At 38.3% G+C, this 23,144-nt stretch carries 23 protein-coding genes; 16 read left to right on the forward strand and 7 right to left on the reverse strand.

The window, feature by feature from the left end; all coding sequences use genetic code 11:
- The first annotated feature begins 451 nt into the window (after positions 1-451).
- The 4 genes from MWJ95_RS21865 (at position 452) to MWJ95_RS21880 (ending at position 3,777) form a co-directional block, all read left to right on the forward strand.
- Positions 452-1,249, forward strand: coding sequence for a transporter substrate-binding domain-containing protein (locus MWJ95_RS21865; protein ID WP_249107229.1), 798 nt, complete (start codon positions 452-454; stop codon positions 1,247-1,249).
- A gap of 84 nt (positions 1,250-1,333) precedes the next feature.
- The gene (locus MWJ95_RS21870) at positions 1,334-1,993 is read left to right on the forward strand and encodes an amino acid ABC transporter permease (protein WP_249107230.1); all 660 of its coding nucleotides are present in this window, start codon (positions 1,334-1,336) and stop codon (positions 1,991-1,993) included.
- A complete protein-coding gene (locus tag MWJ95_RS21875; RefSeq protein ID WP_249076130.1) occupies positions 1,986-2,708 on the forward strand; it encodes an amino acid ABC transporter ATP-binding protein in 723 nt (240 codons plus the stop codon). Before MWJ95_RS21870 ends, MWJ95_RS21875 begins: the two co-directional genes overlap by 8 nt.
- 253 nt (positions 2,709-2,961) lie before the next feature.
- Entirely contained in the window at positions 2,962-3,777 is an 816-nt protein-coding gene (locus tag MWJ95_RS21880) for a metallophosphoesterase (protein ID WP_249076129.1), read from the forward strand.
- A 14-nt stretch (positions 3,778-3,791) separates the two neighbouring features.
- On the opposite strand, the gene tatC is transcribed toward MWJ95_RS21880, so the two are convergent.
- Genes tatC through MWJ95_RS21900 form a run of 4 tightly spaced genes read right to left on the reverse strand, consistent with a single transcriptional unit; the run spans position 3,792 to position 7,362 of the window.
- Positions 3,792-4,637, reverse strand: a complete 846-nt coding sequence (gene tatC, locus MWJ95_RS21885) for a twin-arginine translocase subunit TatC (RefSeq protein WP_249107231.1) — start codon at positions 4,635-4,637, stop codon at positions 3,792-3,794.
- 11 nt (positions 4,638-4,648) lie between these two features.
- Positions 4,649-4,852 carry a twin-arginine translocase TatA/TatE family subunit gene (gene tatA / locus MWJ95_RS21890; RefSeq protein WP_283164863.1) on the reverse strand — a complete coding sequence of 68 codons (204 nt, stop codon included), beginning with the start codon at positions 4,850-4,852 and terminating at the stop codon, positions 4,649-4,651.
- 32 nt (positions 4,853-4,884) lie between these two features.
- Positions 4,885-6,597, reverse strand: a complete 1,713-nt coding sequence (locus tag MWJ95_RS21895) for a GMC family oxidoreductase (protein ID WP_249107232.1) — start codon at positions 6,595-6,597, stop codon at positions 4,885-4,887.
- An 18-nt stretch (positions 6,598-6,615) separates the two neighbouring features.
- Positions 6,616-7,362 carry a gluconate 2-dehydrogenase subunit 3 family protein gene (locus MWJ95_RS21900; RefSeq protein ID WP_249107233.1) on the reverse strand — a complete coding sequence of 249 codons (747 nt, stop codon included), beginning with the start codon at positions 7,360-7,362 and terminating at the stop codon, positions 6,616-6,618.
- A 205-nt stretch (positions 7,363-7,567) separates the two neighbouring features.
- Here MWJ95_RS21900 and MWJ95_RS24565 point away from each other — a divergent pair, with 205 nt between their 5' ends.
- Entirely contained in the window at positions 7,568-7,699 is a 132-nt protein-coding gene (locus tag MWJ95_RS24565; protein WP_283175803.1) for a hypothetical protein, read from the forward strand.
- 220 nt (positions 7,700-7,919) lie between these two features.
- Here MWJ95_RS24565 and MWJ95_RS21905 read toward each other — a convergent pair whose 3' ends face one another.
- Entirely contained in the window at positions 7,920-9,104 is a 1,185-nt protein-coding gene (locus MWJ95_RS21905; RefSeq protein WP_249107234.1) for an alanyl-tRNA editing protein, read from the reverse strand.
- A gap of 167 nt (positions 9,105-9,271) precedes the next feature.
- Here MWJ95_RS21905 and MWJ95_RS21910 point away from each other — a divergent pair, with 167 nt between their 5' ends.
- The 7 genes from MWJ95_RS21910 (at position 9,272) to MWJ95_RS21940 (ending at position 16,371) form a co-directional block, all read left to right on the forward strand.
- Entirely contained in the window at positions 9,272-9,559 is a 288-nt protein-coding gene (locus tag MWJ95_RS21910; RefSeq protein WP_249107235.1) for a DUF6509 family protein, read from the forward strand.
- A 352-nt stretch (positions 9,560-9,911) separates the two neighbouring features.
- The gene (locus MWJ95_RS21915; protein ID WP_249107236.1) at positions 9,912-11,057 is read left to right on the forward strand and encodes a VanZ family protein; all 1,146 of its coding nucleotides are present in this window, start codon (positions 9,912-9,914) and stop codon (positions 11,055-11,057) included.
- A gap of 13 nt (positions 11,058-11,070) precedes the next feature.
- Complete coding sequence (locus MWJ95_RS21920) at positions 11,071-12,405, forward strand: FAD-dependent oxidoreductase (protein ID WP_249107237.1); 1,335 nt, start codon at positions 11,071-11,073, stop codon at positions 12,403-12,405.
- A gap of 17 nt (positions 12,406-12,422) precedes the next feature.
- A complete protein-coding gene (locus tag MWJ95_RS21925; protein ID WP_249107238.1) occupies positions 12,423-12,896 on the forward strand; it encodes a glutathione peroxidase in 474 nt (157 codons plus the stop codon).
- Between the two features lie 488 nt (positions 12,897-13,384).
- Positions 13,385-14,152 (forward strand): ABC transporter ATP-binding protein, encoded by a 768-nt coding sequence (locus MWJ95_RS21930; protein ID WP_249076021.1) that lies wholly within the window; start codon positions 13,385-13,387, stop codon positions 14,150-14,152.
- Positions 14,139-16,007 carry an ABC transporter permease gene (locus MWJ95_RS21935; RefSeq protein WP_249076020.1) on the forward strand — a complete coding sequence of 623 codons (1,869 nt, stop codon included), beginning with the start codon at positions 14,139-14,141 and terminating at the stop codon, positions 16,005-16,007. Before MWJ95_RS21930 ends, MWJ95_RS21935 begins: the two co-directional genes overlap by 14 nt.
- A 1-nt stretch (position 16,008) precedes the next feature.
- The gene (locus tag MWJ95_RS21940) at positions 16,009-16,371 is read left to right on the forward strand and encodes a YxeA family protein (protein WP_249076019.1); all 363 of its coding nucleotides are present in this window, start codon (positions 16,009-16,011) and stop codon (positions 16,369-16,371) included.
- 27 nt (positions 16,372-16,398) lie between these two features.
- Here MWJ95_RS21940 and MWJ95_RS21945 read toward each other — a convergent pair whose 3' ends face one another.
- On the reverse strand, positions 16,399-17,790 hold the full coding sequence (locus MWJ95_RS21945; protein WP_249076018.1) for a sensor histidine kinase: 1,392 nt from the start codon (positions 17,788-17,790) through the stop codon (positions 16,399-16,401).
- Positions 17,787-18,509 carry a response regulator transcription factor gene (locus MWJ95_RS21950; protein WP_249076017.1) on the reverse strand — a complete coding sequence of 241 codons (723 nt, stop codon included), beginning with the start codon at positions 18,507-18,509 and terminating at the stop codon, positions 17,787-17,789. The genes MWJ95_RS21945 and MWJ95_RS21950 overlap by 4 nt, the downstream gene beginning before the upstream one ends.
- Positions 18,510-19,043: 534 nt before the next feature.
- Here MWJ95_RS21950 and MWJ95_RS21955 point away from each other — a divergent pair.
- The 4 genes from MWJ95_RS21955 to MWJ95_RS21970 all read left to right on the forward strand — a co-directional run bounded on the left by MWJ95_RS21955 (position 19,044) and on the right by MWJ95_RS21970 (position 22,851).
- The gene (locus tag MWJ95_RS21955; protein WP_249107239.1) at positions 19,044-19,610 is read left to right on the forward strand and encodes a sigma-70 family RNA polymerase sigma factor; all 567 of its coding nucleotides are present in this window, start codon (positions 19,044-19,046) and stop codon (positions 19,608-19,610) included.
- Positions 19,607-20,641, forward strand: coding sequence for a DUF4179 domain-containing protein (locus MWJ95_RS21960; RefSeq protein WP_249076015.1), 1,035 nt, complete (start codon positions 19,607-19,609; stop codon positions 20,639-20,641). Before MWJ95_RS21955 ends, MWJ95_RS21960 begins: the two co-directional genes overlap by 4 nt.
- 462 nt (positions 20,642-21,103) lie before the next feature.
- A complete protein-coding gene (locus MWJ95_RS21965; RefSeq protein ID WP_249076014.1) occupies positions 21,104-22,462 on the forward strand; it encodes an acetamidase/formamidase family protein in 1,359 nt (452 codons plus the stop codon).
- Positions 22,462-22,851, forward strand: coding sequence for a hypothetical protein (locus MWJ95_RS21970; RefSeq protein ID WP_249107240.1), 390 nt, complete (start codon positions 22,462-22,464; stop codon positions 22,849-22,851). Before MWJ95_RS21965 ends, MWJ95_RS21970 begins: the two co-directional genes overlap by 1 nt.
- Positions 22,852-23,144: the final 293 nt, after the last annotated feature.

The raw sequence follows: 23,144 nt of genomic DNA on the forward strand, positions 1-23,144 counted from the left end.
ACCTCGCTTTTTTCATGGCACTGTGACCCTATTGTTGTTTTCTGGAGCATTGCGTTCGCTTTCCAACGGGCGAGCGCTTAGCCTCCTCCTACGCTACGCTTCGTGCGGGGTCTCGTCTGTCTCGCTTTCCCGCAGGAGTCGAGTGATGCTTCTCCAAACAACACAATGTATCCTACTATTATTTTTAATCCCGCTTTCCTTTAAAAGAATTGTGCAGGTGATGGCGATAAGCATATTTTTTGGGCTGAATGGAATAGATTGTATTATCAGAAAATTATGTGTATAATGTTTTATTGGGAAATTTTCAGATTAGCTTGATTATTACTTCAAAAAAGTATATCTTATTAGCAGATAGATATTTATTCTCTTGAGTGAATAAATATCCATTCGCTATTTTCAAGAATACAAGTTTCATAAACAATAAAACATAAATAAAAGGGGATCTGTGAATATGAAGAACAAATTTTTCATGCTAATGCTTGTTCTAGTAATTGCTGTACTAGCAGCATGTGGAGCAAAAGAAGATAAAGCAAGTGATAAAAATTCAAATGCTAACGAAGGCACAGAACAAAAACAAGTATTAAAAGTAGGTACTTCATCTGATTATGCACCATTCGAGTATGTTGATGCTGCAAAAGGTGAAGATATTATTGGTTTTGATATCGATTTAATTAAATTAGTTGGTGACAAGATTGGTGCAGAAATGCAAGTTCAAGATATAGACTTCAATAGTCTAGTACCAGCTCTACAAGCAGGTAAAGTGGATGTTGTTATTTCTGGTATGTCACCTGATAAAGAACGTGAAAAAGTTGTAGATTTCTCTGACAAATATAATCAAACAGAGCAAGTGTTTGTTGTGAAAAAAGATAGTGGAATTAAAAAAGAGGCTGATTTAGCTGGTAAAAAAATCGGTGTTCAAAACGCTTCTATTCAAGAAAAGTTAGGTAACAAAATTGCTAAAGAAGTAGATGCTACAGTTGAAGGGCGTACACGAATTCCTGAAATTATTCAAGACATGATGTCAAAACGTTTAGATGCTGGAATTGTAGAAAGTGGTGTAGCAAAAGGTTATCTTGATACGAACGATAAACTAGAGGCGTTTCTTGTGAAAGAGCAACCTGAAGACTTTAAAGCAATCGCTGTTCAAAAAGGGAGCGATCTTAAAGATAAAATTAACAAAGCATTAAAAGAATTAGAGGCTGAAGGCAAAATTAAAGAGCTAGAAGAAAAATGGTTAAAAGTTAAATAAGCAAGTTAAACTGCGATAGCTCTATTTCGAGCTATCGCTTATACTTTCATTTCTTTAAAAGAATACAAGAAAGGAGGGGGCACTGTGAATTTAGATTTTACAGCTATTATTCCCTCTATTCCTTATATATTAAAAGGGATAGGTGTTACACTTCAGATTGCAATCGGTGCATCAATCATCGGTTTTATAATTGGGATATTACTAGCGTTATGCAAAATTGGTAAAGTGAATGTATTGCGTTGGTTTGCAGATTTTTATACATCAATTTTCCGTGGTACACCGCTCGTACTACAATTAATGATTATTTACTATGCAGTGCCACAGCTATTAGATATTCAAATTGACCCAGTTCCAACAGCTATTATTGCATTCGGGTTGAACTCAGGTGCTTATATTTCTGAAATCATTCGCGCTGGTATTAATGCGGTAGATAAAGGACAGATGGAAGCGGCACAAGCACTCGGTATTCCATATGCAAAGATGATGAAGGATATTATTATCCCACAAGCAATAAAGAACATTTTACCATCTTTAGTGAATGAGTTTATTACATTAAATAAAGAAACAGCTGTAGTTACAGTTATTAGTGCACTTGATATTATGCGCCGTGCTTACATTGTAGGTGGTGCAACATATCGTTATCTTGAACCTTTACTATTTGCAGGTGTAATCTACTACATCATGACACTTATACTAACGTTCCTTGGTAAACGAATCGAGAAAGGAATGAGAAAAAGTGATTAAAATTGAAGATTTACACAAATCATATGGAAAAAATGAAGTACTAAAAGGTATTTCAACAGAAATTAAAGAAAAAGAAGTAATTGCTATTATTGGACCATCAGGATCTGGTAAATCAACATTCTTACGCTGTTTAAATCTATTAGAGGAACCAACGAGCGGAAAGATTACAATTGCGGGTGATGTTCTAACGGACAAAGGGACAAACATTATGAAAATCCGTGAAGAAGTCGGTATGGTATTTCAGCATTTTCATCTTTTCCCTCATAAAACGGTACTTGAAAATTTAACATACGCGCCGATTAATGTGAAAGGAATGGATAAGGCAGCGGCTATTAAAAAGGCTGAAGAGTTATTAACGAAAGTAGGCCTATTTGATAAGCGCAATGAATATCCAAGCCGTCTATCAGGAGGGCAGAAGCAACGCGTTGCCATTGCTCGAGCACTTGCAATGGACCCAAAAGTAATTTTATTTGACGAGCCTACTTCAGCTCTTGACCCTGAAATGGTAAAAGAGGTATTAGCCGTTATGAAAAATCTTGCTGATACGGGGATGACGATGTTAATCGTAACGCATGAAATGGGCTTTGCACGTGAAGTGGCTGACCGTATACTATTCCTAGATGGCGGAAAATTAATTGAGGATGCATCACCAGAGCAGTTTTTCTCATCACCATCTACACAGCGTGCGAAGGATTTTTTAGAAAAAGTACTATAAGTGATAAAACGCATTTAGACTCTATTAAAGGAGTGTCTGAATGCGTTTTTTGATTACTTATATTCATATCAATATATGAAGATCCGCTAGAAAAGCTCGCTAGTCAGAACCTTAGTTTACAGTACATTTTAGGTTGTTCTTTTTGTTCAATCTAATGATTTTATGTGTATATGGTTACAATTACTTTGTTTTATGCTTATAATAGAGGGGTCAGATTTTTTCTGAAAAGTAGCCACAAAGTGAGCGATTGCGATTGAAAAAATTATTATATGTAGCTTTTTTTGTTGTTTTTATAGTCATTTTTTTGTACGTAAACAATCACTGGCTGGTCGTAAGCAAGTATGAATTCGAGTCAGAAAAAGCGCCTGCCAGCTTTAATGGGCTACGCATTACACAAATAACAGATTTACAGGATGCTCTCTTTGGCGAACAGCAAGAGAAACTCATAGCTAAGGTGAAAACAACAAATCCTGACCTGATTTTTATTACAGGTGATTTAGTTGATAGTAATCGTTATAATCTGGAGCGAAGCTTGCAAGCTGTTAGAGGGTTAGTTAAAGTAGCGGATGTCTATTATGTACTAGGAAACCATGAAGTAGCGACGAATAAAGTGAATGTAATTTATGACGAGCTATCATCGTTAGGGGTACATGTGTTGTCCAATGAATCGACCGTTATTGAGCGCGACGGGGAGCGTTTGGCGATTGTTGGCATCGAAGATCCGTTATCGGGTAGAACAACGAAAGAAATGCTAGAGATAGCAACAAAAAATGTTCCGCCTAATGTATTAACAATTTTACTAGCGCATCGACCAGAAGTGTTTAATACGTATGTGGAATATGGAATTGATTTAGTATTTGCGGGACATGCACATGGTGGACAAGTTCGAATTCCTGGTATTGGTGGTCTTTTTGCACGAGGACAAGGAATATTCCCGAAATATACGGCTGGCGTTTTTGAAGAAGGCGCAACAACTATGGCCGTTAGTCGAGGATTAGGCAATAGTACAGTACCTATTCGGATTTTTAACCCGCCAGAGATTCTTGTAATGGAATTAAAGAAAAAATAAGCACTGCGTCTTTGCTACGCAGTGCTTTCTATTTGTTTACGCTCTATACGTTTAACAAGATAAATGCTTATTTCATATAAAATAATCATTGGAATTAATACGAGTAGCTGACTAATAAAGTCGGGTGGTGTAATCACGGCGGAACCAACGCCCATCCCGATATAAGACCAGCCTCGTATTTTTTTCATGGATTCAGCCGTTAGAACACCAATGGACGATAAAAAAAGGGCTACAATAGGTAATTCAAAGAGTAGTCCGAGTGGTACAGTTGTCATCACTAAAAAATGCATGTATTCATTTGCTGATACCATCACATCAAAATTAGTTGCCCCTATACTGACTAAAAAGGAATAGCTGAGTGGATTCACAATAAAGTAACCGAAAGCTACGCCTATTAAAAAGAGTACCAGCATAACAGGTGCATAAAGACCGAGGAAACGGCTTTCTTCTTCTTTTAAACCAGGTTTTACGAAGCTCCATAAAAAATGAACTAAAAAGGGCATAGATAGCCCGAATGCTAGTGTTGTGGAAATCGTCATGTAAAATTTCACAACTTCTAAAGGTCCCAAAATAATTAGTGAATGTCCCCGGGTTACATAAGGAAACCAAATATTAATAGTGGAGAACACGATAATAAAAAATACAATAAATACGAAAAGCCCTTTAATCATTTGTTTTCTAAGTTCAGTAAGATGTTCAAGCAATGATGCAATTGAAAGAAGCGGTTCATCAGCTACCATATCCTGTTCAATTATCTCTACTGGAACTTCAACAAAAGCCTCTACAGGTATGAGAGGCTCAGTTTCTTTCTTATCAAGTGGACTTAAATATTTTCTTTTGCCTTCTTCATATGGATCCATAGGAAAACCTCCTACGAAGCGTCAGATTTTTTTTCTTCTTTTTTCGTTGAATCATCCTCGTCATCGATAAGGCCCTTCGTTGACTTTTTAAACTCTGCAAATGTTTTACCGACTGCACCGCCGATTTCTGGCAGTTTTTTTGGACCAAATACGATTAAAACAATGACCAAAATGATGATTAACCCAGGTAAACCCATTGCTCCAAAACCTCCCATAGTCTTGCCTCCTTTTCTAAAATGCCTAGTTTTTAAACTAAGGAACCGCCTGATTTGCTATATTTCACAACACCCTCTGCGCAACGGTAGGCTAGTGCCCCTAAGGTACCTGTAGGGTTATAACCACTGTTGTGTGCAAAGTTTCCGGCACTTACAGCAAAAAGATTTTCTACTTGCCAATGCTGCAAGTAGTTATTCACAACGCCATCCTCTGGCTTCAAGCTCATTACTGTTCCACCTGTATTGTGGGTTGTTTGATACGGTACAATATTGTAATCAGTGATTTCAGCGTTTGGAACAACAATTTTGGCGCCCATTTCTTTCATAATGTCAGCCGCACGTGCTGAAATATATTTATGAAGTGCTCGATCCTGATCTGTAAAGTTGTACGTTAACTGTACTAAAGGTAAGCCATAAGCATCCTTATACGTAGAATCTAGAGACAAATAATTTTCTTTATGTGGCATCGATGCCCCCTGTGCACCAATCCCGAATGAGCGGGTATAGTAATGAATCGATTGCTTTTTAAATTCCGTCCCCCATGTTGGCGTATCAGGAGGTGTTGGGTTCGAGCCGATAGGGCGTGCACCTGTTTGTGTTAGAGCGATATTTCCACCGTGGATAAAATCTAAGTCGCTATGATCGAAATTATCGCCATTATAGTCATCTAAACTCACCCCGAGTGAACCAGCCCCCATAAACGTGTTATACTGCTCATCGAAAAACCCTGCCGCTCCAGGTAGTATTTGATAGCAATAATTTCTTCCAAGTGTCCCTTTGCCAGTAGCTGGATCATAGCGTTCCCCAATATTAGAGACCATCAATAGCTTGGCATTATTAAAGACATAACTAGTGAGTACAACAGCGTTTGCTGGCTGAATAAACTCTTCACCAGATATCGTATCGATGTATCGGACACCAGTTACTTTATTGCCATTCTTTAAGATTTCAACAACATTGGAATTATAGCGTAAGTCAAAGTTATTTGTTTTTAATGCAGTAGGCACAACAGTGACCTCTGCAGATGATTTGGCGCCGTATTCACAACCGAAGCGCTCACAGAAGCCGCAATATTGACAAGCATTAATCGTTTCACCGTCAGGGTTCTTATAAACTTCTGATAAATTTGCAGAAGGTACCATGTAAGGCGATAATTTTAACTTCTTTGCAGCCTGTTCAAACTGTGCAAGCATCGGTGTCATTTTCATTGGCCCCGTCGGATAAGGATTTGAACGTTTTCCGCTAAACGGATTTTTATCATCACCGGAAATACCCGCTGTTTTTTCGAATTTATCGAAATAGGGCTCAAGTTCGTCGTATGTTAATCCCCAATCCTGTAATAAATAATCAGGTCCAAGCTTTTTCGGTCCATACCGTTTGTCTGTTAATGTTTTAATTTGAAAATCATAAGGTAAGAAGCGATACGTCATACCGTTCCAGTGTGTACCTGAGCCACCAAGCCCTTCACCCAGTAAAAAGGAGCCGAGCTGACGCATAGGCAATGCCTTCATATTCCGATTATTACGGAAGCTTACTGTTTCCTTTGAAAGGTTTTGCATAATATCGTAGCGAATTGCATAACGATACTCGTCATGGATAGTCATATAATCTTCTGTGCCGCGCTTTTGTCCACGCTCTAACCCAACGACCTTTAAGCCTGCCTTTGAGCACTCTGCAGCGACAATGCCGCCGGTCCAACCTACTCCGACTGTTACAACATCCACACTTGGTAATGTTTTTGCCATATTCTGACCTCCTTATATTTAGTGGCTGCCTAATGAATTAGGCTCGATTTTTTGGAATTTCGGATCTTCGATTTGAGTAATATAGGCCATCTGATGACCAGGGAAGCTTTTCATACGCCAGCCATCCATATTGCGATTTCCACCATATATAGGGTCCGAGTAAGCACCCTCTAATGTTGCTGCACGTAATAATGTAAAGAAGAAAGCAGATGTAACACCATTCATTTGTACGTCACCTTTCTGGAAGGCAGTTAAAATTTCATCCATTTGCTTACCATTAATATCATTGAAGCTCTTTTTGTAGCGATTCTGTGCCTCATTCTCTAACTTTTGAACACCTTGCTTAAAAATCTCTGCACGGGTTAAACGACTCTGATAACCTTGTGTTGGGGCACCTTCAGCAAACGGTCCGTGCATATATTCTTTAGAGTTGCTACCGTATTGACCTGCTAGCTGATGATCGATAAAGTAAGGTACATCTAAGCCCTTTGCTCCTGGACCTAAATCATCTTCAGGCAAAATACGTTCAGTAGCATTCGCTAAAATATTAAAATCTCTTTGATTCATAAAAAACATTTTAGCTTTTGGCGAGCCAGTCTCTCCAGTAGCGGTTCCATGCTGACCATGCTCTTGTGTGGCAGTTCCTTTACTAGGCATGTTATAGCCTACAAGACCTCCTATTAAGCCACCGCCGACTAATGTACCTGCTGCAATCCCTGTTGTTTTTAAAAAATCACGACGTGAAATATCCTTTTCCGGACTCATCGAAATCCTCCCCTCAAAATGTAAAGAAACTATTCTATTTTTTATAATCAGCAAAAAAAGGAAATAATAATCAGGAATACATGGAAAAATTTTAAAATTAATCCAACAAGTGAATTAATTTTATGTGATCTTGATAAATTGTGGCTTATTAGCATATCGTGGGGTTGATTTCCGTTCCGGCTGGGCGCTTTCCTGGGGGCGTCCGATGAGCCGCTTGGGGCAACCGGATGTTGGTCACGAAGGCTTTATCACAGGATGTGATGGTTTTAGCCTTCGTTCCTCTATCGCTAATCCCCAAGGAGTCGCCCAGCCTCCACTCCAATCAACTGTTTTATAAAAAAATACGTTTAACAAAATACCATCCTTAACGTTTTGATAAGCCTGAATTGTGGATGTGTTGTGGATAATATGTGGATAAAAATAGCGGCTGTGGAATGTCTGTGGACAATCATCGATGAGGGAGATAGCGGGAACGAGCAACACGTAATGATGTGAATGAATAAAGGAGCCACTCCAGTAATGGAACGGCTCCTATCTTTTGTTTATTATCGAAAAGGTTAGTTAAGTACCTCTTGCATAGCTTCAAATAGTTGGTCGGTAGGGATAATACACTCTCCACCGCCTTGTACCATCTGATCACTGCCGCCGCCTTTTCCGTTAACGAGTGGCAGAGCTTTTGCAGCAATGTCCTTCATACTTTTCTCAACTTTTGCACCACGTGCTGCGACAAACTGAAGCTTGTCTTCATTTTCTGAAACCAGTAAAACGATAGCTTCTGTCTGCTCAGTGACGACAGCTCTTGCTAATTTTTGAAGCTCTTGCATAGTACGCTGAGTAAAGGCTGCAGTAATAATGCGTTTGTTACTGGAGACTAGCGCTTTTGCTTCATAATTTAGAAGCTCCTCTTTTGCTGCCACAAGTGCTTTTTCTGTATTTTTCTGTGCTGTTAAGACTTTTGTAAGTGCTGTAGCTGATTCAGCTTCAGGGACACTCAATTGTTTTGCAACGTCAGCTAGTACTTTCTTTCGCATGGCAAGCTCCGCTAAAACTCGGTGACCACAGACAAAGGAGACGCGAATATTGCCTTTCATTTTTTCTGTGCCAAGGATTTTTATTGTGCTGACTTGTCCTGTTGATGTTGGATGAGTACCACCACAACCGTTGTAATCAAAATCAGGAATGATCACAAGACGAATATCGCCGGAGACGGCTACCTCTTTACGTAGGCTATAGTTTTCAAGTTCTTTTTCTGTAATCCATTTCGTTTCAATTGGACGATTCTCTATAATAATGTCATTGGCACGGGCTTCCGCTGCCACAAGCTGTTCTTCCGTTAGGGCATCTACGGCAATATCAATTGTGACCTGCTCACTACCTAGATGGAAGCTCACAGTGGGTGCATCAAAAAGTTCGACAAAGGCCGCTGTTAAAATATGTTGACCTGCATGCTGCTGCATATGATCAAAGCGTCGTTGCCAATTTAATTGTCCATGTACTTCTCCCGCTAAACTTGAAGGGTCGCCCTGAATATAATGACGAATTTCATTATCAATTTTCTCGACTTCAATGACCTCAATATCATTTAAAGTGCCAGTATCATGTGGTTGTCCACCACCTGTGGGATAGAATGCAGTATTTGATAGCACCACGTAATTACGGCCATCTATATCAGTTCCTTTATGGACAATTGTTGCATCAAATTCACGTAACATAACATCTTGATAATACAATAGCTCTTTCAAGAAAAAGCCTCCTTATATGTAGAGTCGCTTTAAGAGAAACACATCTCTCAGTTATTTTAATTTCATTGTGGCATAAATACTTTCGAGTGTATACGAGTTTTCTATTTGACCCATGCTGAATTTGATTTAATATATATAAGAATAGGTTAACTTAAAGGAGACGTACAATGGAAATTACACAATTCTCAATGGAAGAAATTTTAGATCCAACAAACATTATTGAAGGTAAGCGTTACGAATTTATTTTAGATGTAGATATTGATGAAGAAGATGAGCTTTATCATGAAGCAGGAATTGAGATTCGAGTATTGATTGCTGAAAAAGGTGAAGAGCCATTTATTTTAAATTACTTCATCATGGAAAAAGCTGAAGGTGAGTATTTAGACTTCGCATTAGAGGATGAAGAGCTAGAGGAAATTTTAGCATTCTGTAAAGAGGAAATGGCAAAAGCATAGAATGCTCGAGTAAAAGTCCTCAAAACAAAAATTAATATTCTTATTTGGTAAAATTCCGCTTTGCTTTCCGTGGGTAGGCAAGAGCTACATTTGCGTACTCTTGCTAATTTCCTGGGAGTCTATGCGGAATTTTATCGTTCTATCACTAATTAAGGATTATGTAAGATTGGTGAAATATTCGTGTTGTGTTTAAAAGTTAAACTATATTTTGGAATTAAAAAACGGGGATTTTTAGGTTTATCATTAAAAGTTAGGGATATAGTTGATTGGGGTGAAGGGAAGCGGGTAGAGAAACAGAAATCAACTCCCATGTTATGGTGATGAGCCGATTTTTTAAACGAAGAGGTGTTCTATGTCAGTTTATACAAGTTCTATAATGGTAGCATTGTTAATAACAATTTTCGCATCCTTTGTGCTATTTGTACCTTGGCTTATTTATACGTATCGGAAGTATGGCTACTTATCTGTATCTAAAACGATTATTATGTTCTCATTTATTTTTTATTTTTTATCGGCATTATGCTTAGTGTTACTGCCTTTCCCGGAAACGCGTGATACTTGCTCTCTGCAAGCCCCAGATACAGTCCATTACAATTTACATCCTTTTCAATTTGTCACTGATATCTTAAAGGATAGTGGGATTGTTCTGACGAATCCATCTACGTGGATTTATATACCAAAGCAGCCTGCTTTTTATCAGGCATTCTATAACTTCTTACTGCTCATGCCATTTGGTGTATACTTGCGTTATTTTCTTAAAAAAAGAGAGTACTGGAAGCGTGCATTTCTATTTAGCTTTTTGCTAACATTGTTTTATGAAGTAACTCAATATACTGGGATTTATGGCGTTTTTAATTGTGCATATCGAATTTTTGATGTGGATGATTTAATACTTAACAGTGTTGGTGCACTATTAGGGTTCTTTTTAGCTCCTGTTGTGTGGGCGCTGTTTCCTTCTCATGAAAAGGTGGCGGCTAAAGCAGCAGAAATGGTCGAAAAGGATATCGTCAAGCCGTTATCTGTTTTGTTAGCACTAGCAATAGATCTATTTATCGCACATGTCATGTTGTTCTTCATTAGTGCCGTAACAGGCTATAGTGGTATTTTCGAGTTTCTAGTAAAAATGGCTTTATATATGCTGCTCTTTGGTATTGTCCCAAGCTTTTCAAATGGTGCAACGCTAGGGATGAAGTTTATGCGCTTTACAATGGTAAGTGAAAACGGTAAAAGTATTGTCAGTCAATCTTGGCGCCGTTGTATTGCCATTCTCGTAGTAGTATGTACATCGGAGATTATAACAATAATAGGTCAGATTAAATTAGATATGGATTCACCATTTTATTTACTGCAAATTATCATTACATTACTCGCCTTTGTGGCGAATCTCGTTTTCATAATGGTAATTGCTATTCATGTAATACGAGTCATCGTAAGTGGAGGCAGACGCCGTTTTTATATGGACCATTATGCAGGCTTATTAGCAACGAGAAAAAAATAAGGGGGATTGTTGGATGAAATACGTAATCATCGGGGGAGATGCTGCCGGCATGTCAGCAGCAATGGAAATATATCGAAATGTACCAGGAGCAGAGATTACATCTGTAGAACGTGGCTTTATTTATTCATATGGGCAGTGTGGCTTGCCCTATGTGGTGGATGGGCGTATTTCATCGACAAAGCGTCTTATAGCAAGAGATGTAGAAACGTTTCGTGATAAGTACCGTATTGATGCCCGTGTTGGTCATGAGGTTAACGGAATTGATGTAGACAAGAAGCTTGTTTTTGGAACGCAGACATCTGGGGAAACATTTGAAATTCCGTACGATAAGTTACTTATTGCAACAGGTGCAGACCCTATTATGCCGGTGGAGAAGGGGTCGGATCTACCAGGTATACACACTGTGAAAACAATACCTCAGCTAGAGGATTTACTTGCCGATTTAACGTCAGATATAGAAAATGTAACAATTATTGGTGCAGGCTATATTGGGTTAGAGATGGCCGAAACGATACATGCTTGCGGTAAAAAAGTAAGATTGATTCAACGAGGTAGCTATGTTGCAAGAATTTTAGACGAAGAGCTTGCGCAACATGTTCATGAGGAAGCAAAAAAGAACGACATCGAGCTTGTGCTGAATACACAGGTAGAGGCATTTGAGGGCAATCACCGTGTAGAACGTGTGATAACGGACAATGGCGCATTTGATACAGATTTAGTCATTATGGCCGTGGGGATTAAACCGAATACGCAATTTTTAGAGGGTACAGGCATAGCGCTAGCTAAAAATGGAGCGGTCATCGTCAATCGACATTTAGAGACATCTGTTGAAAATATATATGCTGCGGGAGATTGTGCAACGCATTTTAATATTGTGAAAGAACGTTTAGATTATGTACCTCTTGGCACGACAGCTAATAAGCAAGGGCGTTTAGCGGGACTCAATATGTCAGGCAAATCTGCGCCGTTTCGTGGTATTGTAGGTACTTCAATCCTAAAGTTTTTCAATTTAACAATCGCTACGACAGGTATTAATGAGCGCATGGCGAAAGGGCTAGGATTTGAATATGAGGCCTTTAAATTATCTGCCCGCCATATTGCAGGTTATTACCCTGGTGCTCAACGGATGTTTATTAAAATTGTTGTTCGTAAACGAGATCAACAACTTTTGGGGGCACAAATTGTTGGACCTGCAGGTGTTGATAAACGGATCGATGTGTTTGCGACCGCCTTATACAATAAAATGACATTACCAGATTTACTAGATTTAGATTTAGCCTACGCACCCCCATTCAATGGTGTTTGGGATCCTCTACAGCAGATTGCCAGAAAAAATGGGCGTTTATAACATGGGGGTAATTAGAAATGAACATTTACGACATACAAGTTGCTCTAGAAGATGGTACTGAATATAGCTTAGATCGTTATAAGGGGAAGGCAATGTTAATTGTTAATACGGCTTCCAAATGTGGTTTTACACCACAGTTTGAAGAATTAGAAGATCTATATAAAAAGTATCAGGATAAAGGCCTTGTTATTCTTGGTTTCCCATCAAATCAGTTTAAGCAAGAAGTTGCGACTGCTGAGGAAGCAGCATCACAATGTCGTTTGACATATGGAGTGACTTTCCCGATGCATGAAATCGTAAAGGTCAATGGTAAAGATGCACACCCCATCTTTGAGCATCTGACATCTCATTCAAAAGGCTTTCTAGGCAACAGTATAAAGTGGAATTTCACAAAATTCCTTGTGAATCGTAATGGTGAAGTCGTTGGACGCTATGGTTCAGCTGATAAGCCAAGTAACTTTGAGGATGACATTAAAAAAGTATTAGCATAATAAAGGTAGAGGAAGGATTCACGCACAGTTTCGTGTGTGAATCCTTTTTTTTGCTCTTTGAAAGGTAGATGTCGATAAAATTCAGAAGTTAGGGGATAAAACATGAAAGTTGGTAGATAAAATTCAAAAGTTGGTAGATAAAACGTGAAAGTTGGTAGATAAAACGTGAAAGTTGGTAGATAAAATTCAAAAGTTGGGTGATAAATCTCAAAAGTGTTCAGATAAGACTCGAAAGTTGGATGACATTTTGTTAAAACGTATATCATGTAGATAGGCTGATTGGAGTAGAGAAAAGTAAGAGGGTTCACGCACAGTTTCGTGTGTGAATCCTTTTTTGCTTTCTTGTAGATAAAATTCAAAAGTTGGATGACATTTTGCTAAAACGTATATCATGCGGATAAGTTGATTTAAGGTTGTTGTAAGCTTGCGACAAATTTGCTGTAAGTTTGGAGGGGTATACTAAAGTCAGAAAGAAGAGGTGAGCGTTTATGACGCCATTATTAAAGGTACAAAATGTAGAAAAAACTTACGGCAAAGGCGCAAATACATTTACAGCGCTATCGAATATATCATTTGAAGTAGAAAAAGGAGAGTTTGTTGGTGTAATGGGACCTTCGGGGGCTGGGAAATCGACACTATTAAATGTGTTAGCGACAATTGATACACCAACGACTGGTGAAATCATTATTGGTGATACAAATTTAGCACGCATGAAGGATGCAGAGTTAGCAGATTTTCGTCGTGACAACCTAGGTTTTATCTTCCAAGACTATAACTTACTTGACTCTTTAACAGTTCGTGAAAATATCGTACTGCCGCTTGCAATAGCAAAAGTGCCAACAAAGGCAATTAACGCAAGGGTAGACCGTATAGCTTCACTATTTGGAATAAAAGAGTTACTCGATAAATATCCATATCAAATTTCTGGTGGGCAAAAGCAACGTACAGCATCATCACGTGCGTTGGTTACAGAGCCGAAATTAATCTTTGCGGATGAGCCGACAGGTGCACTAGATTCAAAATCAGCAACAGACTTGCTTGAAAGTTTAAGTGATCTGAATAATTCACAAGCGGCCACGATTATGATGGTTACGCATGATGCATTCGCAGCAAGCTTCTGCCAGCGCATTCTATTTATTCAGGATGGACAGCTTTCTAAGGAAATTCATCGTGGTACTCAAACTAGAAAGCAATTTTTCCAAGAGATTTTACAGGTGCTTGCTGGCATCGGAGGTGGAGTAAATGACGTTATTTAGTTTAGCGCGAAAAAATATTCAACGTAATTTGTCGAACTACTTTTTATATATTGCTTCAATGGTTTTTAGTATCGTCATCTACTTTACGTTTGTGACATTGAAATATAATGATGATCTTTTAGCTTCAAAACAGTTTTCACAGCAAATTAAAGGACTGATGAGTGGATCATCTGTGGTGTTATTATTCTTTATCGTCATCTTTATGGCGTATTCCAATTCGTTTTTTATGAAAAAACGAAAAAAGGAAGTAGCCCTTTACTCGCTATTAGGTGTGCGTAAGCAGAAAATCGGCTTAATGCTCTTTTTCGAGAATTTAGTAATTGGGCTTGTTTCGCTAGTATTAGGGATTGTTCTTGGATTCTTTATGTCACAAGGGTTATTAATGATTTTAGTACGTTTAATGGGCTTTGAGGTTGTAGGAAGTTTAACATTCTCCCCTGAGGCTCTAGTAAATACAACATGGATTTTTGCGTTACTATTTTTATTCACATCTTTACAAGGCTATCGTGTCATCTATCAATTTAAATTGATTGATCTGTTCCATGCTGAGAAGCAAGGAGAGAAAATTCCACGTGCATCATTATTAGCAGCTATTCTTGGGACAGCGCTAATTGCATTTGGTTATTATACAGCGTCTGAAGATATATTTACGAGCAAGATTTGGCGATTTTTCACAGTGCTAGGTACTCCACTAATGGTTATAGGTGTAACGATTGCAGGGACATACCTATTATTCCATAGCGTTAGCGTATTTGTGTTAACGGCGTTGAAAAAAGCAACTTCTTGGTCATGGAAAGGCTTGAATTTAATTGGTGTATCACAATTATTGTACCGTATTCGAGCAAATGCTAAATCGCTTTCGATCATCGCTATTTTAAGTGCGACAACAATCACAGCTGGTGGCGGCGTTTTCGGAATGTATTACAATGCAGAAGCCAGCGTACGTCATATGCTACCTAACACATTTATGTGGAAGGGCGATGCGGTAAAATTTTCTCAAGAGGACGTTTTGTACAACGAGTCGCTTTCTGTGAAAAATTTACGTGTGGATAATGAATATTCGTTTTTTGAATATACATTATTAAAGGAATCCGATTATAATCGTTTAGCAAAATTGCAGGGGAAAGAGGAAGAACTACACATTGCAGATGGTTCAACAGTTTTACTTGATGCAAGCTTTGATGAACGTTTCTCGCATGATTTTACGGGTGAAGAGTTTAAATTAGAGAACGGGGAATCATTCTATGTTGATAAAATGTATACAGAGAGTGTATTAAACTTTATTCCAGCTGGGACAGTTCTCGTTGTGAATGATAAAGTGTTCACTGCAACAAATGCAGAAGATGTTAAAATGCAGGTAGTTGGTATGGATAATGACTTGAAGCAACAGGCTGTTTCAAAGGAAATATATAAACAACTATCTAAGGAACAGCAGGATGGATTCTCAAGTGTTCCGCAAAGTTATGAGGATGGTTTAGCTACTGTCGGATCACTATTGTTTGTAGGAAGCTTTTTAGGATTAGTATTTTTAGCAGCGACAGGAAGTATTATTTACTTCAAAGTTTTAACAGAGGCAGAGGAAGATCAGTCAAAATATGCAATTTTAAATAAAATTGGTGTTAACAAAAAACAAATATTAAAAACAGTTGCAGGACAGGTTGCCGTTATCTTTAGTGCACCACTCGTTGTTGGTATCGCACATAGTGCATTTGCGCTACTAGCTTTTTCACAGTTATTTAGTATGGATATAACTAAACCCGTCATACTGTGGATGATTGCTTATTCAGCAATTTATGGCATATATTATATCTTTACAGTTCGTTCATTCTATAAAATTATTAGACAGGGGAATTAATATGAAAAAGGTTTTCTTAGGTATAGGAGCATTGTTCTTGTTGTTCGTAGCAGGTCTTGTTGTTCTGATGACTGTAGATTTTAATCGTTTAAATAAAGAAGCTTACTATGTTCATATCACTACTGACGGTGAAGTAGAGGAATTCAAGGCAAGTGATGGTGAAATAATGAAGTCGTATTGGTATGAGGTACCTGCTTATGACGAAAACGGTAAAGAGCAAACATTAAAGTTTTCAGCTCAGAAAAATTTACGTCACGATGCATACATGAAGCTTTATGTAAAAAAAGAAACGGAAGTTACATCATATGATGAAGTAAAATTCAATGAGCTACCTGCAAAAGTACAGGAGCTAATGAAGAAATAACAAGAAGGAGTAGTCCCAAATAAAGGGCTACTCCTCTTTTTCTTCTGGTAAATGAATGCTGACAGTTGTCCCTTGTTGTTCTTCTGAGGTCATAGTGACAGTTCCTCCGTGCGCTTCGATAATATCTCTAGCGATAGCAGTACCTAACCCAGTACCATGTGTTTGCTCAGTATTTGTCCCTCGATAATAGCGCTCAAAAATATGTTCAAGGTCTTTTGCAGAAATGCCATTACCGTTATCAGAAATCGTAATAGAATGATCTTCAACAAGAACATTAACTGAAACATCAGAAGGATTATGAAGCAATGCATTGTGTAAAAAATTCATCACTGCTCGTCGCATAAAATGTTCGTCAATGTGATGCTTGATAACATCTTTAGTTGCATTAAATTCAATATTAGCTTGCTCATATTGTGGTGTATTGAGTGTATCAATAACGATTTCACGAATAAATTGCACCATGTTTACCTCGGTTAAGCTGAGCGGAAGCTGTTGATGTCGTAAGCGCATAGTTAAATTTAAATCATCCAGTAAATTTTGCATATGCAATGATTGTTTTTCGATAATCTGAGTATATTCTGTTTGTTCAGAAGGCGTTAATTTTCCATCATTCAGTAATTCCGCATAACCACGAATCGAGGCAAGAGGTGTTTTCATATCGTGTGAGACATTGCTAATCCATTCCTCGCGCATCATTTCTAATCGTTTACGTTCCTGCTCATGTGCAGCAAGCTCTCTCGATACTTCATTTAAATTCTCAAAAACGGGTTTGTACACACCGCCTGGCATTTTGCTCGTCACATGCTCACGATTCTTTAAATGACGAATACGTTCAATCATTGCGTGAAGAGGCTTGGTCAACGTTCGACCGAAAAGCCAGCCAACGAGTGTAGCTACTAATAAATCAGCAATGACAATGAGTAAACCAAACTTGCCAATGAACTGTAATACGGATGACCCAGAAAAATGAGTGACATATCTAGTAACGCCACTTCCTTCGATGCCGATAAGATAACTAAAACTTTCTTTACTTCCCACATATACGGTTGTGTCGACATCGAATTCTTTATATTTATAAACTTGAATTAAGTCAATCGGCGCATAATGTGAAGGCGCTTGATCTGGAGCGAAATGGGCTTCAACGACCTGTCCATTATGATCAAGTACTTGAATCCAAGCATTTCGCTGATGCAATTGTTGAAGTCCATCCTTGCTTACTGCAGGTGTTTCATTATTTATATCAATATACTGTTGGAACTCGCGTACGAAGTTTTCTTCTGTATACGAAGTTGTTTGATCGTATTTATTGGTCTGTTGGAAAATGAAAAAACTAATTAAAATGGCTGTATTCACGAAAATTACAATAATAACAATAGACAGCACAGACAGAAGGAATCTAGCTGTTAATCTCCATTTCATGCTTGCTCCTCTTTTGGAATGACAAATTTATAGCCAAGCCCTTTTACAGTTGTAATATACATAGGCTTTGATGCATCATTTTCAACCTTTTCACGCAGTCGTCGAATATGCACCATAACAGTATTGTCTGAGCCGAAAAAGTCCTCTCCCCATACACGCTCAAACAGCGTTTCTTTACTTAAAATTCGATTAGGATTATTCATAAAGCAAGCCATCAAACCGATTTCCTTCGCCGTTAGTTCCAATAAATCGCCGTCCTTATGTACCTCCGTTTCATCTCCATTAAGTAAAAATGGACCAACTTGAATCGACTTCCCGGAAGTTACTGAAGCTGCTTCTTGCGTTTGATAGCCAGCTCTGCGAAGCTGTGCCTTCACACGATAGGCAACCTCTTTAGGACTAAAAGGTTTCGTAATATAATCGTCCCCTCCGATAGCGAGCCCTAAAATTTTATCAATTTCTTCATTCTTTGCTGACATGAAAAGCACCGGCACATGCGACACTTCTCGAATGCGTCGACATAAATCATAGCCCTCACCATCGGGAAGCATCACATCAAGAAGTACAATATCGGGTTGTGTCTGTTGAAAGCTCGTCCACGCTTCTTGTATGGAGCCAGCTGTATGAATTTGCTTATAACCTTCTTTTTGTAGGCTAACTTTTAGGAGGTTCGCTAAATCTGCCTCATCATCCACTACTAAAATAGTTGGTTCTTGCATTGTTCACACGTCCTTTCTTCTTTATGTTGTAAATCGTCATTAGAATTTTAAGAATAGCGTATAGCTATTAAGTTTAGCAGTAGCCCGATAAACAATTCTTTATTATCCTAAAAAGATTATTCAATATAATGTGGAGTTGATTACTGTTCCTCTACTCGTTCACTCCAGAATCTTATTTGTGATATTGGTCGCCAAGAATTCACCACGTCTTCACTCCAAATATTATGTTTTAACAAATTTCATCCCTGATTTTTTGTAATGAGTCCTAAAGAAGTTTGATCTATTTAACCAGAATAGAGTCGTGGGTGATAAATTTCTTTAAGAAGTGACCATCTTAGCTTGGGATCTGCTAACAGATTGAAGTTCCTTATGTGACTCATTATAAATGAAACTCGCTTGAAAGAGGAGATTGAAACATTACTGAAGGTTTTTTTAGAAATCTTCATTTTCCACAGAAATAGTTGAGAGTTTTAGTGACTGAGTTTCGATATAGTTAGTGAAGAAGCTTTTTCAAATAAACATAAAGGGGGCAAAATGTTGAGATGTACATCTAAAAACTTCATTAGCCGTTTACAAAACCAAAAAGAAGATGCGCTTGAGTATGTAATTGAACATTATTCTGGCTTCGTACATGCGATAGCATATAAGGTTCTTTCCGGTATTAATAAAGATTCTATTGATGACTGTGTTAATGATGTATTCCTAGCCATTTGGCAAAATTCAAAGCAATTTAAGGGCGAATCAGAGGATTTCAAAAAATGGATAGGGATGCTGACAAAATATAAAGCCATAGATTTATTCCGTAAGCTTGAAAAGCAACAGCAAAGAGAAAAAGGGGACGAGGAGCTTTTGCAAAAGCCTGGCATAAAAGATATACAGCAGGAGCTTTTGAAAAAGGAGCAACGAAACGATTTACTAATTGCTATTAGTCACTTGGAAAATATTGATCGAGATATTTTCATGATGAAGTATTATGTGCAATTAACGAATTCTGAGATAGCAGAAGCGCTGCATTTATCAAAAGCAGCCGTAGAAAACCGACTTTATCGAGGGAAGAAGAAGCTAGCAACAACAATACAGTTGGAGGAGGCATTTATATGACTAAAAGTTATAAAGAGTGGCTGGACCTGGATGTGGATCAAATTGAACCAATCGAATTATCTGCACAACGAAAAATGAACCTTAAACAAACGGTTTTAAAGAAGCAAGCAACAAGAAAGCGTATGCCAAAATGGGTGCGTCATATAGCAGCGGCGGCGATAATTGGCGTCAGTATGGTAACTTCCGTAAGTATTGCTTTTCCTACACTTGCTTCACAAATTCCGTTTATGAAAAATATTGCTAGTTATTTTGATAATAAAAGCACAATGCTGGAGAACTTTGATAGTTATGCAACGGAAATTGGACAGGTTCATTCTAGTAATGGCTTATCTATGATGATAGAAAATGCTGTGTATGACGGTACATCAATGACAATTTCTTTTGCACTTGAAACAGATAAAGATTTAGGAGATTCTCCGTTTATAGAAGGAGATTTCATAGATATCAAAGGAGCTGTAGGTGGTGGAGGAAGTACTCGACTTGAAAAGATAAGTGATAATAAATATGTAGGGTTAGCAAATATAACACCTCATTTTGATAAAGAGGCACCAGATGAATTAGAAGTAATATGGAAACCAGAAGCTTTTCTCAATGTGAATAATGATACAAAAGTGGAAGGGGATTGGGCATTTAATTTTAAGGTCTCTAAGTTAGCAGGTGAGCTACAGCTAGTCAATGAAACTGTTTCAAACTATGATGTCACGGCTCGATTTACAGCCCTTGAAAAAAATGATATGTCAACTGTTATTCGTTTTGAGTATGAAACTATTCCAGAAGTGTTAAAGAAGTGGCCAGAAGTTACAGTTCAATTTGATGAACTACGAGATAATTTAGGCAATACTTATGTGGTAAATGGAAATGGTGCTGCAAGTCGCGACGGTGGTATTTCTTATAAATCAAGTGCCACTGTACAGGCGATCAATCCAACTGCTACTTCCATTACATTTGTCCCTGTTATTTATTTCTCCTTGGGATCAGGAAAAGGTACGGAATTAAAAGAGATGGATCCTGTGACAATCCCATTAAATTAACAGTAGCCGTTGAAAACGTGTGAAGATTGACCATGAAAAAACTCGCACTAGGAGATTAAATATCATAATAAAGATAGACGAAAGGGTTTTTGTGCCATCAAAAAGCACAAAGACCCTTTATTATTGTAAATTGTCATTGGAAATTTAAATACATTTGTATGAGTCTGTGCTTTTTTATGTTAAATGGTTGAAAATACATAAATTAAACGGCATAATTTTCCATGTACTCAATAGCCTTTCTATTGGACGAAAATAATGCATAAAGAAAAAAGGATTTCAACGCGACTTCGAGTTTGCATACATACAATTAGTGACATTCCCCTCGAAATGGCAGGAACTATCAAACTTGATGTCGAAATAAGTTTTACAATCGACAAATCACTAAATTTATAAAAAGTGTTGAAATCAAATGTAACAATCATCTATATACATAAAATAAAAACTAGGAGCGTGATGAAAGAAATGACAAGCGAATTGCATGTACTAGAAAAAGAAGGAATGCAAAGTGAGGACCTTGTACAGGGTCAACTAGCCGTCGAAACATTATTCGTAAATGAGTTCATAGATGGAATTTTAGATCCACGAGAGAAAATGCTTGGTCCGGTCAAAGACGGTGGCACAATTATTGCTAATACAACGCCAGGCTGTTGGGGCCCGATGCTAACACCAACGATTCGTGGCGGACATGAAGTAACAAAGCCTGTATTTGTAGAAGGGGCAGAGGTAGGGGATGCCATTGTTATCAAGATTAAATCAATCCAGGTAACATCAATAGCAACAGCATCTGGGCCCGATGAGGCAATCGTAGATCGATTTATTGGGGATCCATTCGTATCAGTAAAATGTCCAGGCTGTGGTAAGCTTCATCCAAGCACAGTTGTCAAAGGGATAGGTCGACAGGCCATTCGTTGTTCAACATGTGATACAGAAACATCACCTTTTAACATGACGAATGGCTATACGATGGCGTTAGATCATAAAGGGAATATTGGTGTGACTGTTGGCCGAGAAGGGGCTCGTCGTATTGCCCTTGATGCTAAAAATTATATGCGTACACCTGAAAAATCTGTGCAAAACCCTGTAGTTGCATTGGCCCCAAGTGATTTGATTGGTGTTATGGCAAGAATGCGGCCGTTTTTAGGGCAGCTTGGAACGACACCATCAAAGGCGATGCCAGACTCCCATAATGCTGGTGATTTTGGTTCGTTTTTAATCGGTGCACCTCATGAATATGCATTTACGCAGGATGAATTAGATAGACACCGTACAGATGGACATATGGATATAAGCCGTGTTCGTGAGGGGGCAACAATTATTTGTCCAGTAAAGGTTCCAGGAGGTGGTTTGTATATTGGTGATATGCACGCAATGCAAGGGGACGGTGAAATTGCAGGACATACAACGGATGTTGCTGGTATTGTTCAACTTCAAGTAAGTGTGTTGAAAAAAGTAGCTTTGGATGGCCCTATTTTATTGCCGAATACAGAGGATTTACCTTATACGGCTAAACCTTTTACAAAGGAAGAAAAACGTCGTGCACGTGAGCTTGCAGATGAGTTCGGCGTAAAGCAGTTGGAGGAAGTATTTCCTGTATCAATTGTTGGCTCTGGGACATCATTAAATGAAGCAACAACTAACGCTATAAGCCGTGCCGCAAAGCTTTTTGAGATGAGCGAGCCAGAGGTTATGAATCGAGCGACGATTACAGGATCGATTGAAATTGGTCGTCATCCAGGTGTCGTAACAGCAACCTTCCAAGTACCTAAAACAGTACTAAAAAAAGCCCGAATTTATAAGCCCGTGAAAAAACAATATGATTAATGGCGGACAGAAAAGAAAGCAAACTAGAAAATTTCATAGTTTGCTTTTTTTTTATAGAGCAAAAAACAATTGAATTTTGTACTGCGAAAAGAGTAACATTGCGCTTGCGCTTTCGATGCAGAAAAAAATTTTGCCCCTGTCGCTACGCTTTCGGGGCAGAAAAAATCCGTCAAAAAAAAGACGGATTAGAAACCCGTTTTGCATCTGCCGCTACGCTTTCGATGCAGAAAAAAATTCGTCTAGACGAATTTGAAAATCGTTTTGCCCCTGCCGCTGCGTTTTCGGGGCAGAAAAAATCCGTCAAAAAAAAGACGGATTTGAAAACCTTTTGCATCTGCCGCTACGCTTTCGATGCAGAAAAAAATTCGTCTAGACGAATTTTTTTGTAACTATTTTTCCGGTTGCTCGTCTACTGTTGTGAGAATGCTTTTTTAATTGTTTTGGTAAGTGATGCATAGCTGTCTAAGTTATGCATCTATGGCGCTAGCTTTGGGTTGGCGTAGGTAATGAGCTATTGTGACAATACAAATGGGCTACCAACTTATGAGTGATTGTCCAATAGCTCATTGCGGTTCTTCTTTAAAAACGGAAACTTAATTTTTTTCCCCATCTATGAGGTATTTACCCGTTATAGATGGCTTTTTTTATGCTGCTGTAAATGGAGTTGTCGATTTTACACGAA

The sequence above is a fragment of the Lysinibacillus sp. Bpr_S20 genome (assembly GCF_023337835.1).
Taxonomy (GTDB): domain Bacteria; phylum Bacillota; class Bacilli; order Bacillales_A; family Planococcaceae; genus Lysinibacillus.

Coding starts and splice junctions, on each gene's coding strand:
- MWJ95_RS21865 (WP_249107229.1), top strand. CDS start 452: ATGAAGAACAAATTTTTCATGCTAATGCTTGTTCTAGTAATTGCTGTA.
- tatC (WP_249107231.1), bottom strand. CDS start 4,637: ATGGATCCATATGAAGAAGGCAAAAGAAAATATTTAAGTCCACTTGAT.
- tatA (WP_283164863.1), bottom strand. CDS start 4,852: ATGGGAGGTTTTGGAGCAATGGGTTTACCTGGGTTAATCATCATTTTG.
- MWJ95_RS21895 (WP_249107232.1), bottom strand. CDS start 6,597: ATGGCAAAAACATTACCAAGTGTGGATGTTGTAACAGTCGGAGTAGGT.
- MWJ95_RS21900 (WP_249107233.1), bottom strand. CDS start 7,362: ATGAGTCCGGAAAAGGATATTTCACGTCGTGATTTTTTAAAAACAACA.
- MWJ95_RS24565 (WP_283175803.1), top strand. CDS start 7,568: ATGAGCCGCTTGGGGCAACCGGATGTTGGTCACGAAGGCTTTATCACA.
- MWJ95_RS21910 (WP_249107235.1), top strand. CDS start 9,272: ATGGAAATTACACAATTCTCAATGGAAGAAATTTTAGATCCAACAAAC.
- MWJ95_RS21915 (WP_249107236.1), top strand. CDS start 9,912: ATGTCAGTTTATACAAGTTCTATAATGGTAGCATTGTTAATAACAATT.
- MWJ95_RS21920 (WP_249107237.1), top strand. CDS start 11,071: ATGAAATACGTAATCATCGGGGGAGATGCTGCCGGCATGTCAGCAGCA.
- MWJ95_RS21925 (WP_249107238.1), top strand. CDS start 12,423: ATGAACATTTACGACATACAAGTTGCTCTAGAAGATGGTACTGAATAT.
- MWJ95_RS21930 (WP_249076021.1), top strand. CDS start 13,385: ATGACGCCATTATTAAAGGTACAAAATGTAGAAAAAACTTACGGCAAA.
- MWJ95_RS21935 (WP_249076020.1), top strand. CDS start 14,139: ATGACGTTATTTAGTTTAGCGCGAAAAAATATTCAACGTAATTTGTCG.
- MWJ95_RS21940 (WP_249076019.1), top strand. CDS start 16,009: ATGAAAAAGGTTTTCTTAGGTATAGGAGCATTGTTCTTGTTGTTCGTA.
- MWJ95_RS21945 (WP_249076018.1), bottom strand. CDS start 17,790: ATGAAATGGAGATTAACAGCTAGATTCCTTCTGTCTGTGCTGTCTATT.
- MWJ95_RS21950 (WP_249076017.1), bottom strand. CDS start 18,509: ATGCAAGAACCAACTATTTTAGTAGTGGATGATGAGGCAGATTTAGCG.
- MWJ95_RS21955 (WP_249107239.1), top strand. CDS start 19,044: ATGTTGAGATGTACATCTAAAAACTTCATTAGCCGTTTACAAAACCAA.
- MWJ95_RS21960 (WP_249076015.1), top strand. CDS start 19,607: ATGACTAAAAGTTATAAAGAGTGGCTGGACCTGGATGTGGATCAAATT.
- MWJ95_RS21965 (WP_249076014.1), top strand. CDS start 21,104: ATGACAAGCGAATTGCATGTACTAGAAAAAGAAGGAATGCAAAGTGAG.
- MWJ95_RS21970 (WP_249107240.1), top strand. CDS start 22,462: ATGGCGGACAGAAAAGAAAGCAAACTAGAAAATTTCATAGTTTGCTTT.